The sequence below is a fragment of the Enterococcus thailandicus genome (assembly GCF_001886265.1).
Classification (GTDB): Bacteria; Bacillota; Bacilli; order Lactobacillales; family Enterococcaceae; genus Enterococcus_B; species Enterococcus_B thailandicus.
The window spans coordinates 1-12,459 of sequence record NZ_JXLE01000028.1 but is presented as its reverse complement, the minus strand read 5'-3'; the positions used below and the strand labels follow the sequence as shown (position 1 = coordinate 12,459).

Below are 12,459 nucleotides of genomic sequence, written 5' to 3'. Positions count from 1 at the left end.
TGAAGCTAAGCACTTTGCGCCACAACCTTTTACAACAAATCAGCAAATTCCTCTTCTTGCTCCTGAGCAGCTTCCACACGAATACCCACGATTTTCAACCCTGCCAGCGCACGCTCAATCATTTCATCAATCGCTAAACGCTCTTCATACTGATGAACTTTATCCAAGTTTGGACGCGTTTTTGGTTGTGGCGGCGCAAATATAGTACAGCAGTCCTCGAATGGCTGAATGGATAACTCAAATGTATCAATTTTTTCAGCAACTTCGATAATTTCTAGTTTGTCCATTGTTGCCACAGGACGAATAATTGGTGTATTTGTTACTTCATTGATTGCAACCATACTTTGCAATGTTTGAGAAGCTACTTGGCCTAATGATTCACCATTTAAGATAACCAACCCATTGCGAATGCGACGGATTTCATCCGTTAATCGTAACATCATTCGACGAGTAATCGTCATCCAGTATCCTTGTGGGACTGATTTTTTTATTTCTTCTTGAATTTCTGTAAATGGTACTTCAATAAACTGAATTGTTCCCACATAAGGTGCTAACTTAGCAGTTAAGTCTTTTGCCTTTTGTAAGGCTTGCTCACTTGTATAAGGTGGGCTAGCAAAATGAACAGCTTCAATTTCGACACCACGTTTCATAGCAAAATAGCCCGCAACAGGTGAGTCGATCCCGCCAGATAACATTAACATCCCTTTACCACTTGTTCCGACAGGTAGTCCCCCCGCACCTTTGATTGTTTCATAAGACAGGTAGGCGCCATCCCGACGAATTTCCACACGTAATGGAATATCTGGTTTTTTCATTTGAACGTTGATTTCTGGGAAAATATCGAATACAGCGTTTCCCAGTGTTTGGTTCAATTCATTACTGGTTAATTCAAAATCGTGATCGCTACGTTTCGCAACAATTTTAAATGTTTGCTCACCTGTATAAATTTCTTTCATGATTGCTTGAACACTATCTTTTAAGACTTGAACATCTTTTTCTACACGAATACTTGGTGAAAAATTTTGAATACCAAAAATTTTTGCAAGTTTTGGTATAACCAAATGACCATCTGCACCATTTAACAATAGATGCATGCGATCACGATCTGCATGAATTTTGATTTCTGGGAACTCTTTTAACGCTTGACGCACATTTTGTGCCAACTGCATAATAAACGTTTTGCGATTTTTCCCTTTTGTTGATAGTTCACCGTAGCGAACCATAATTTCACTATATTTCACAGGAACACTCCTTCATTTAATTAATAGCTGAGAACTTTTGATAAAGTTGTTTAAAAATAATCATAAACTGTTCTACTTCAGCCATTGAATTGCTTTCATCCAAACTAATTCGGACAGCAGATGTCGCCAAATCATGAGGAACATGCATCGCATGTAATGTACTACTAGCCATGTGTTTACGAGAAGAGCAAGCACTCGTTGTTGAAATAAAGATTTGTTTTTCTTCCAACGCATGTACGAGTACTTCACCACGAATTCCTTTTAATGAAAAACATAAAATATGTGGCGCATACTTTTCTCCTTCAGAAAAAATCGTCACCTTGTCATACGTTTTCAGCGCACCGATTAATGCCGTTTTAAGATTTTGTGTATGCTCAGGTTTTCGTGCTTTCGTATCTAAAGAAAGTCGTAATGCTTTTGCCATTGCGACGATTGCAGGAACATTCTCCGTCCCGCTTCGTTGATTGTTTTCTTGTCCTCCACCAGTTAGTAAAGGTGCTAAGCGACGACCTTTTTTCCAATAAATAAAACCAATTCCACGAGGTCCATGAAATTTGTGCGCAGAAAATGTCGCAAAATCAACACGTTCGGTTAACCATTGGTCAAATGAAACTTTTCCAATTGCTTGTACGGCATCAACATGAAAGTGAATTTTTGGATAGTCTGTTAAAAATTCACTGATTTCTTGAATTGGTTGAATGGATCCAACTTCATTGTTGACACCCATGATTGAAATCAGCACGGTTTCTTTGCGAACTAGTTTTTTAAGCTCTTCTACAATCACGAAACCATTTTTATCCACAGGCGCAATACTAACTTCCATTCCTAATTCTTTCAGTTGTTCGGCGGTTTCACTCACTGCGGGATGTTCGATTCCAGAAATAATCAAATGATTGCCATATTCACGTTTCTCGATCATTGTGCCTTTTAGAACCCAATTGTCTCCTTCTGTTCCACCAGAGGTAAAATAAATTTCTTCTGGAGTTGCGCCAATAAGCTCAGCAATCTGCTTTCTTGCCTGTTGTAATAAACGATTGGCTTGGTTACCCAAGTCATGTAAACTTGATGGATTCCCAATAATCCGCTGACTTGTCTTCACATAGGCATCTAAACTTTGCGGAAAAATTGGGGTTGTCGCGCTATTGTCAAAATATATCATAAGAAACCCCTCTTTTTTGAAATTCTTTTCTATTATAACGGTTGTCCTATATGCTTTCAAGAATTCTTTTTTTGCAAGAGGTTGTGGTGCAAAGCGATTAGCTTCAAGCAATAAGAAAGCTTTTCTAAAAATAGTCTCCCATATTTTTCTGAAAAGAGAGCTTATTGCCAAAGAAGCTGTTTTGGGAACACCGTGAAAAAGGTTGTGGCGCAAAGTGCTTAGCTTCAAGTAATAAGGAAACTTTTCTAAAAATAGCTTTCCATATTTTTAAGAAAAGAGGACTTATTACCGAAGAAGCTACTTTGGGAACACCGTAAATAAGGTTATGGCGCAAAACGCCCACCTCCGAAAAGATAGCGAGCAGGCATTCAAAATAGTTTTTCATATTTTGAGATGACTGAAAGCTATGTGGAGGAGTTGTTTTGGGAACACCGTAAATAAGGTTATGGTGCAAAACGCTCACCTTCGAAAAGATAGCGAGCAGGCATTCAAAATAGTTTTTCATATTTTGAGATGACTGAAAGCTACGTAGAGGAGTTGCTTGGGGTACACCGTGAAAAAGGTTGTGGCGCAAAGTGCTTAGCTTCAAGTAATAAGGAAACTTTTCTAAAAATAGCTTTCCATATTTTTAAGAAAAGAGGACTTATTACCGAAGAAGCTACTTTGGGAACACCGTAAATAAGGTTATGGCGCAAAACGCCCACCTCCGAAAAGATAGCGAGCAGGCATTCAAAATAGTTTTTCATATTTTGAGATGACTGAAAGCTATGTGGAGGAGTTGTTTTGGGAACACCGTAAATAAGGTTATGGTGCAAAACGCTCACCTTCGAAAAGATAGCGAGCAGGCATTCAAAATAGTTTTTCATATTTTGAGATGACTGAAAGCTACGTAGAGGAGTTGCTTGGGGTACACCGTGAAAAAGGTTGTGGCGCAAAGTGCTTAGCTTCAAGTAATAAGGAATCTTTTCTAAAAATAGCTTTCCATATTTTTAAGAAAAGAGGACTTATTACCGAAGAAGCTACTTTGGGAACACCGTAAATTAGGTTATGACACCAAGCAGTCAGCTCCGAAAAGATAGCAAACAACTGACAAAACACTACCTCTCCAAAAAAAATTTTCCACAGCTTACTTTCTTCCATTAAACAGACAAAAAAAGAAAGTAGGATCAGTTTCCTACTTTCTTTTCTTTATTTATTGTTGATTATGCAAACTAAGCGTTGGCTAACTAAACTAAGTCAGGATTATTGAAGTAAAAATCTTCAATTCGCTTAAATGCACCTGGTTCCACACGTTCTAATGCTGTGCCGATTTCATCCAAAGCTTCTTGATATTGATTTTCTTTATTAAATAAATAAAAACTTTTATCAATTGCTTCTTTGATTTCTGCATGAGTATGACGATAACGATTTGCATATTGCAACATTTGTTCAGTCAATGCAGCAGCATCTACTAAGTCATGCGTTTTCTTATCCAGTAGTTCCAAATCTTCTTCGCAAAGATCAACTAAGCGATTGACTTCTTCCATGTTGATTCTGATTTTATTCAAAACAACACTTAATTCTTCAATTCGGTCAGTTGCTACGTAGAAGAACTCTAGATAGTCTTTTGGTAAGCCTGGCAAACGTTGTTTTTCAACAAAACGTTTTAGACTACGCAATTTAAATTCAAACACATCGATTTTTTCTTGCGCAATCTTTTCACCTTTTCGTAATTCATGTAATGAGTCATCGATTTCAATTTGCTGAGTTTCGATATCTTCCAAGACTTTGAAGACATTCTTGTAAAAAGTCCGTACTTCAGAATAAGGAATCTCATGTTTCTCAATTTGTGGTGTCATCTGTGTATTTTGGCGCTCGATTTCTTCCACTTCAGATTGGAAACCACGTACTCGACCAATCTCGTTATGATTTAGTGCATAGCTTTGAGAAGTATGATCCAATTCAATCAGTAATTGACGATTGTTTTTTGTTGCATGTGTGATATACTCGTCAATCGTTGCTTGATTTTTCATCACATATGCTTTGGCTTCCATTTCTCTTTCTAATACATCGTATAACGAATCGATCAAATCAGCTGTTTCACGATTTTCGATTTCAACCGTTTCAACTTCTGTTTTTTCGAGATTCGCAAGTGAACTTTCAATTCGTTTGTTCACACGCTCAATATCGTTCGCAAAATCTTCCTCTGGGAAAACATATTCTTCCTTCAAAAGCTTTGTATAAGTGTCGTTGATCTCTTCGATTTGTTCTGGGAAAGTTGTATTCAAGTCTTCGAATAAAGGTGGTACTTTTTTCATCCAAGCTTCAACTTCATACGTACGCTTTTCAGCATTATCCAAAACTTCACGGGCTTCGACAGGATCACCTGAGGTATTTAACGTTACAAATTTAGTAAATTCATCTTCAATCGTCTTAATTTGTTTGCGTAACTCAGCGATTGCCGGACCGTACTCGTTTTCGTCCTCATTGACTTTTTTCTTCAATTCTTCATAGACATCCAAAGCTTGTTGGACAGCTAAAGAGTTACGTTCTTCTGTTTCGCGCAATTCTTTTAAACCATCACGGATCTCAGTAACTTCTTTTTCCATTTTATCCATAGTAGCTTCAGCAACTATGACAGCTTTCTTGCCTTTTAAAAATCGAAAACTTTCATTGAGGTTCTCAACTTCAAAAATTTGGCTTTCTAACTCAGCAAATGAAGAGGTAGATATGTCGTTCCATTTTTGACTCCATTCACGAAAAGTATTTTGGCTTTGCCCAACCAGATGCATCTTCTTTACATCATCAACTTCTTCTATCACAGGCAAGTCGAATAATTCTTCCTTGCGTTTTTCCAAAGCATTCAACCGGTCTTGATTTTTTTTCTTTAGCAAATAACCAACCAGAAAAACGACGATGGCTACAATAATAATTGCAGTGACGATTCCGATGATAACATTACTTCCCATTTAAGGTTCCTCCGTTTTCAATGTGCATCTCTTTACGCACGAAATAACATTCTTTCACGCATAAAAACCAATAGTAATCTTTCGTGTAAAAAGACATCTATCTTAGATTATAGCACACTCTTTTCGAGCATTCACTAACTTAGAAAAAAATCTTTCATTTTTATCTAAGCAAAACATAACGAAATTTTGGTTATTTAATTTACATTCAGACTTGAATTTAATCAAGGAGCAATTACTCTTTTTCTGTGATTTTTTGTTGTGCTTGAGCAATTTGATTCGCAATTTCTTGTTTAATTCGTGGCTCAGGCGCGTAGTCTTTTTCCCAATTTTCAGGTTTCAATACTTTATTGGTCACAGGATGATAATGTGGTTGTTGATCTGGAAAGAGTTTTCCCATATTTGCTTGATGCACAATATCAAAAATGTTCGTTGGATCAACGCCTAAAAGTGAAAATGATCCGTAAGTAAAGTACAAGATATCTGTTAGTGCATCAACTTGTTCAACGAGTGGCTGTTGCCCCCAGTGTTCTTTGGTTAGCATCTTTTGTTCTGCTTGATCGATTGCTTCATGAAGTTGTTGGACAGCCTGATGAAGCTGATCTTTTTGCCCATTAGTCGTTGCAGCAATCAGCTCGACTAATTCTTCTGCTTTGAATCCAGCACGATAAATCGCTTCTTTTTCTGAAAATGCAGTGGGCTGCTCTGGTTTTCTTGGATCAAATACTGCATGAAATTCTTCCACTTGCTCAAAAGGCGTCTTGTCTGACATCTTGTTTATTCCCTTCCATTAATCCTTAATTGGTTTATTTTGATGTTCCGATTCCAAAGTGTTGAAATGCTGCAAATATCCCGGCTTGGTCGTTTGTTTTCGTGATATAATCTGCGGCTGCTTTTACGCTCGGCTGCCCATTTTCCATCGCGACACCAATACCAACACCTTTCAACATCTCTACATCATTAAAATGATCGCCAAACGCCATGATTTCGGACATTTCAATGCCTTTTGCTTTGGCAAATGCCTGAATTCCTAACAATTTGGACCCCCCTTTAGGAATCATGTCAACGGTATAGGTATTCGAACGTTGAAACGTACACTCTGGGAAAGTTTTACTTAATTTTTGTTGTTCCGACTCTGCGCTCAACAAAATACATTGATAAACTGGCTCTTTCAGAATGGGCAAAGTTTCATACCTTTCTTTTTGTCGGTGTGGACTAAAAAGTTGCAACATTTTTTTTAATAAACGGACCGGAAATTTTTTTGGTAATAACGCAACTAAACGTTTGATATTTGTTGACTGGGCAAGAAGCATTGTAGACGATCCTTCTAAACGATCTCTTCCGCCAAATAAAATTTGTCGATGATTTTCATCTGAAAATACAACGATTTTTTGTAAAACAGCTGGTGTAAAAGGCTGACTAACCAGTGTCTCTTCTGCTGTAAAAACAAGTTGACCATTGTAGACCACATACATATCAAGATCTAGCCCGTCTAACATTTCCTCTAATCGTATAGGACTTCGCCCTGTAGCTACCCCACATAAGATTCCTTGTTTTTGGGCTTCCTGGATTGCTTTTTTTGTTGACGCAAGCACTTTTGAATGACTATTAACCAGTGTGCCATCGATATCAAAAAAGATTGCTTTAATCATATGTCTCCGACTCCTTCTTAGAATAAGTCAATCTGGGTTGGATTCAGTCCCTCTGGCTTAAGCCCCAAAATACGTTGTAATGCCAACGCATTTTCAGCAGCATCTCCGCCAGAATTATTATTGAAAATAATTCCGATTTCTTGCGTTTCGTCTTGTAAAGCGATGATTTCTTGCGCTAATTCTTCTAGTTCTTCTTCCGAATAACGGTAAAGTGTTCGTTTCTTGCGCCAATCTGCATCATTTGCTTGCCAGCCTTGCACATTTCGACCGTGAAAACGAAATAAAGTGAAGGCCTCATTCGTGATAAACAAATCTCGAGGAACCGTTGCATTCAATAATTGCGGCTCATCAATAATTGCTAATGAAAACTGCGCACGACGCATAAAATCATGTGTTCTTTCTAAATAGTTTTCGCTGTACCAAGAATAGTCACGTAATTCAATTGCGACAGGTAAGCCCTTAAACCAAGCATGTAATTTGCGTAAATATGCGACACTTTCTTTTGTACATTTAAACGAAGCAGGAAATTGAATCAAAAAGCAAAATAACTTACCAGCATCACTCATCGGCTTCATCACATCTAAAAACTTATCAATCATTTCTTTCTCAGACTGATAATAGTCTTGCCAATTTCCCTGACCACTAATACCTTGATAGGCTTTCACAACAAAACGAAAAGAATCAGGAACTTCTTGAATCCATTTTTCAACAGATGTTTTCCTGGGAATTCCATAATAAGCGGTATCTAATTCAACAAGCGGTAAAAATGCGCCATATTCAAACAAGGTATTATTTTTTTTACCGGTTAATTTATCATGTTCTTTAAATGAGGTCAGACCTACACGAATCATCTACTTCCCTCCTAATTTGTTTTAGCAAAGAGCTTTCTAAAAATGAAAAACTCAACTGCATTCTCCGCTAAGATAGTGGAAAATAAGCTGAGTTATCTAAATACTTCCATAAGCATAGACTTTTATTTGTCTTTTTATCAACAGAATCAACCAAATCTCACTTGTTTTCATAGATAGCAAAACTCTTTTATATAGTATACAATAAGCATGAAACTCTATGCAAAATTATTGGTAAGGAAGTCGTCGAATGAAAAAAATTCTTGTACTACACACTGGCGGAACAATCGCCATGAAAGAAAATGTTTTAACCGGTGGCGTCAGTCCAGATGTTGCCAATCCATTAATGGATGCAGAAATCCAAATTCCCGAAAATGTGGAGCTATTAGTTGAAGATATCTTTAATCTTCCCTCCCCACATATCATGCCAAATCATATGCTGATTTTGAAGAATCGAATTCAAGAAGCGATCAAAGCTGGCGTATCAGGTGTCGTTATTACACATGGTACAGATACATTAGAAGAAACAGCTTTCTTTTTAGATACAACGATTGGCGAGCAACTTCCGATTGTCTTAACAGGGGCGATGCGCTCTAGTAATGAACTTGGTAGTGACGGCTTATATAATTTTGAAAGTGCGATTCGAGTAGCTAGTTGTGCTGAAGCAAAAGATAAAGGTGTCCTGATTGTGATGAATGATGAGATTCATTCCGCACGTTACGTAACGAAAACACACACCACAAACGTAGCTACTTTCCGAACACCAACTTTAGGTCCCATTGGTTTAGTTACTAAAAATCGAATTCTTTTTATGCAAGAACTCTTGCCTACTCGTCACTTAGATATTGCAACAGTGGATGGTGTCATTCCAATTGTAAAAGCCTATGCAGGAATGCACGGAGAATTGATTGAAGCACTAGCTCACACTAAAGTAGATGGCTTAGTTATTGAAGCCCTCGGTGCAGGAAATCTTCCACCACAAACACTTGCTGCATTAAAAAAACTACTTATTCAAAAAATTCCAATAGTTCTTGTTTCAAGATGCTTTAATGGAATTGCTGAACCAGTCTATGATTATTCTGGTGGCGGTAAAGAACTGGAAGACATGGGTGTGATTTTCTGCGATAGCATCAATAGTCAAAAAGCACGACTAAAATTGTTAATTGCGCTCAACTATGGTCTTTCTGCGAAAGAACTAGTTACATTTATTCATAACTAAAGAAATCAAAACAAAAAGAGGTTGGAATGTACCAAATGTACAGCTATTCCAGCCTCTCTTTAATTATTTATGCTCCCACATGATATTCGCTTCACAGTAAATTTGATCCTGCATTCGAATTTCATGTCTAGTTTTAACACCATTTTCCACAGGAATTTGTTCAAAATGACTTTCGATTTCGTGACCATACTCAACCTCTTTATCAAAGCGAATCACGACACTTTTTGGTACATGCGTTGTTAAGAACTCACGGCCCAAAACATCAATCATCCAGTTAAAATACATTGCATTATTCACATGCTGATTGCTATCAATGTCATAAAATCGAACGCGATAAGGCAACATAAAACCTGCTTCAATTTTCTCGATTTTAGGTTGTCTTTTAATTTTTTTGATTTTTTCACTTTCAAAAGGTGCGATGATTTCTTCATTCACACTACTCATTTTTCGATTCACAAAGTCCATCAAAACAAACACAGAATCAATCTTTACTAATTCATTTCCTGCTTCATCATGAATCCAGAAGTTTCGATAGCAAAAATATTTATTATACTCCATTGCTTGGGTTGTCACATTGACGATTTCACCCACTCGTGGAAGTCGTGTAATTTCCATCGAATAATTAGTTATCACCCATGTTAACCCAAAATTTTTGATAAAGTCACTACTTCTCCCCAGCGAATCACTTTGATCCTCTGATGTTTTAATCACGATTCCTAGCATTGCTGGAAAAGTCATCGTTTGATTAATATCACATTCGTAATATGCTACTTCATGTTTTCTGGAATATTTCTTTGCCAAAAAATTATCCTCCTCTTACTTCCTAGCTAATAATTGATCAACTTGCGCACCATAACTTTCGCCAAACATATTCAAGTGAGCAAGTAAATAATATAACTGATAGACAGGTAAACGTTCTTCCCAGCCTTTATCCAGCGGATTTAGTTCTTGATAGCCTACTAAAAATTCAGGGCGAAAACCGCCAAATAACTGACTCATGGCTATATCTTGCTCGCGATTACCATATGAAACAGCTGGGTCAATCAACACTGGATGTCCTTGTTGGTCAAAGAAAACATTACCACTCCACAGGTCACCATGCAAGAGGCTCGGGATAATCTTTTGTTTCCCGACATCTCGTAAAAAAGCTTCTTTGAATCGAAAAAATTTTTCTTGTCGCCAGTGATTCCAATGATTATTCGCTTCTGCAATCATGAGTTGCTTTTCTAGTCGATTCTTAAAGAAAAAGGTCCACCAATTTTCTTCAAAAGTATTCGTTTGTTCCAAAATACCTAAATAATTATCTTCATAAAAACCAAATTGTGGTGCCGTTGCTTGATGTACTGTTGCCAAGGCACGTCCTAAGTCTGCTTGATCCCCACTTCCAGGCTCAATCCATTCCATTAGCAAGTAAGCTCCTTCGATTGTTTCGCCTAATAAATAGGTTTCAGGAACTCTGACATAAGGTGACAATTCTTTCAAACCATTCACTTCGACTTCAAAAAAACGACGTTTGACTTTTGGGTGAATCTTTAAAAAATAAGTTCTCGTTTGGTCTTCGATTCGATATGCCTGATTGACATCCCCACCAACAACTGGTACAACTTTACCAGTCAGATTTAATTCTTTTAGCACCGATTGAATTTCCATCTTATTCCCCCCCTAATGTAAATAACTCAACCCTTTCATTTCTCAATTACCCACAGCACTTATTTAACCTTTCTGTTATTAAAAATTATAGCATAGCTGATTAAAAAAACATTGTTCCTCGATTGAAGAACAAAACTAAAAAAACCAGTTCAGAGCAAATCAAGTCAATGATTTGTCTAAACTGGATTTCTTTCGAATAATCAACTATTTAGGCCATACAGCCCATACTATTTTGATTAAGCTAAAGCGCCCATTGGATCCCAAGGTGCTAAAACAATTGGTTCTGCGTTAAATGCCGCAAGTTGTTCTTCAGTTAATAAGTCTTTTCGAACAACGATTTGATAAGTATACTCATCCATCCATTCATCACTCATTACAAAGAAACCTTTTGTTCCAACTTTTTCTCCCCAACTATTTTCAACTTTCCATTTAGTTGATTGATCGTCCACTAGATCAACACCCGTTAAGACCATTGCATGGGTCATCAAGCTTTCACCAAAATCTAAACGTTCAGCTTTAGTCATTGTAAAATCAACATCAAATAAATCATTCATATCATACGCGTCTAGCGCCATGATTCCACTATCTCTAGTTGAAGATTGACCTACATCGCAGCCAAACCAAACAGATTCTCCTTGTTCCAATTGTGCAATCGCTAATTTTTTAAATGTTTCCATATCAACATTTAGATATTTAACTTCTTTTCCACCAACGACATTGCCTAACATTTCAACTGTATATGAGCGATCAAAAGGCTTGTCTTCAGTTGGCGCATTAATGATGCTAACATAGTCGTCCAAATTCACACCAACATACTTATCGTAAAACGTTTTTGGTGTTAGATTTTGGTCGATATGGTAATTTTTGTCTTCATCACGGTATTCAAAATCAAAAGATTCTGGTGGTGTGCCTAATGAAATAGCCAAAAATTGATACACTTCTTTAAGCATTCCTTCTTTTTTAGCTTGAATTTCTGCTTCAGGTAATCCTTCAGCAACCATTTTGCGCAAAGTAACTGCATCTTTACGTAAAATTTTGTTTAAATAATTATTTAAGTCGCGAGAATTAGAACTATTTGCACTTTCTGGCATAACAGATTTAGGAACTACTCCATATTTTTGGAATAAAGAAACAATCATATCCCATTGGCCACCATCTTGTTGTGGTGTTGCTAACAAGAAGGCTACTTTACGGCTTGTTAAATCCTCTTTACCAGTTGCAATAACATTTTCATAGAAATAATTTGCTTTTTCATACTTATCCCAGAAAAAAGTATAATTCTGTGATAATTCAAAATCTTTTAATTGAAATTGAGTAAGCATTTTATGACGGAACGTATTCAATGCTGCAAACATCCAGCAGCGTCCAGATTGTTTTTGATTTGCGACATTCCCTGTTGCTAAATCAATTGAAAATACGGGTGTATTTGCAACATGAGCAGAAATATTCTCTGCTGATGCAGAAATTCCGTTTTTCACAACGGTACGCTGTAGCGCCTGTTGTTTATTGTTTTCTAAAAATTGTTCCTCAAATTTTTTTGTCATCTCAGGTGTAATAGCTGACATCCAATCATCCTTTCCAAATCCATGATACAACCATCATTCTACTCTTCTACTCTACTAATTTCAATCTGCTAAATAGACTTTCCCAAGGAGAACAACTATTCAAATGGAAAACAAAAAAACACAACTCCAAAAAGTTGTGTTTTTATTCTTACTCCGGCAGTAGGACTCGAACCTACGACA

The 12,459-nt window shown here is 37.0% G+C and carries 10 protein-coding genes; 1 reads left to right on the top strand and 9 read right to left on the bottom strand.

All coding sequences use genetic code 11. The annotated features are described in order from the left end of the window. Positions 1–29: 29 nt before the first annotated feature. The 6 genes from thiI to RV17_RS12635 form a co-directional block, all read right to left on the bottom strand. On the bottom strand, positions 30–1,241 hold the full coding sequence (gene thiI / locus RV17_RS12665) for a tRNA uracil 4-sulfurtransferase ThiI (protein WP_071869414.1): 1,212 nt from the start codon (positions 1,239–1,241) through the stop codon (positions 30–32). Between the two features lie 16 nt (positions 1,242–1,257). Continuing rightward, positions 1,258–2,400, bottom strand: a complete 1,143-nt coding sequence (locus RV17_RS12660) for a cysteine desulfurase family protein (RefSeq protein WP_071869413.1) — start codon at positions 2,398–2,400, stop codon at positions 1,258–1,260. A 1,226-nt stretch (positions 2,401–3,626) separates the two neighbouring features. Then, positions 3,627–5,348: a septation ring formation regulator EzrA gene (locus tag RV17_RS12650; protein ID WP_071869411.1), complete on the bottom strand. Its 1,722-nt coding sequence runs from the start codon at positions 5,346–5,348 to the stop codon at positions 3,627–3,629. 232 nt (positions 5,349–5,580) lie between these two features. Then, positions 5,581–6,117 carry a pyrophosphohydrolase domain-containing protein gene (locus RV17_RS12645; RefSeq protein WP_067480217.1) on the bottom strand — a complete coding sequence of 179 codons (537 nt, stop codon included), beginning with the start codon at positions 6,115–6,117 and terminating at the stop codon, positions 5,581–5,583. A 34-nt stretch (positions 6,118–6,151) separates the two neighbouring features. Further along, positions 6,152–6,997: a Cof-type HAD-IIB family hydrolase gene (locus tag RV17_RS12640; protein ID WP_067480214.1), complete on the bottom strand. Its 846-nt coding sequence runs from the start codon at positions 6,995–6,997 to the stop codon at positions 6,152–6,154. A gap of 17 nt (positions 6,998–7,014) precedes the next feature. Beyond that, positions 7,015–7,848, bottom strand: a complete 834-nt coding sequence (locus RV17_RS12635) for a DUF72 domain-containing protein (RefSeq protein ID WP_071869410.1) — start codon at positions 7,846–7,848, stop codon at positions 7,015–7,017. Positions 7,849–8,095: 247 nt separating this feature from the next. Between RV17_RS12635 and RV17_RS12630 the strand changes: the two genes are divergently transcribed. Next, positions 8,096–9,064 (top strand): asparaginase, encoded by a 969-nt coding sequence (locus RV17_RS12630; RefSeq protein WP_071869409.1) that lies wholly within the window; start codon positions 8,096–8,098, stop codon positions 9,062–9,064. A 63-nt stretch (positions 9,065–9,127) separates the two neighbouring features. On the opposite strand, the gene RV17_RS12625 is transcribed toward RV17_RS12630, so the two are convergent. The 3 genes from RV17_RS12625 to RV17_RS12615 all read right to left on the bottom strand — a co-directional run bounded on the left by RV17_RS12625 (position 9,128) and on the right by RV17_RS12615 (position 12,279). After that, entirely contained in the window at positions 9,128–9,865 is a 738-nt protein-coding gene (locus RV17_RS12625; RefSeq protein WP_067480208.1) for an acyl-ACP thioesterase domain-containing protein, read from the bottom strand. Positions 9,866–9,880: 15 nt separating this feature from the next. Next, complete coding sequence (locus tag RV17_RS12620; RefSeq protein WP_071869408.1) at positions 9,881–10,714, bottom strand: fructosamine kinase family protein; 834 nt, start codon at positions 10,712–10,714, stop codon at positions 9,881–9,883. A gap of 236 nt (positions 10,715–10,950) precedes the next feature. Then, entirely contained in the window at positions 10,951–12,279 is a 1,329-nt protein-coding gene (locus tag RV17_RS12615; protein WP_067481320.1) for a C1 family peptidase, read from the bottom strand. Between the last annotated feature and the right edge of the window lie 180 nt (positions 12,280–12,459).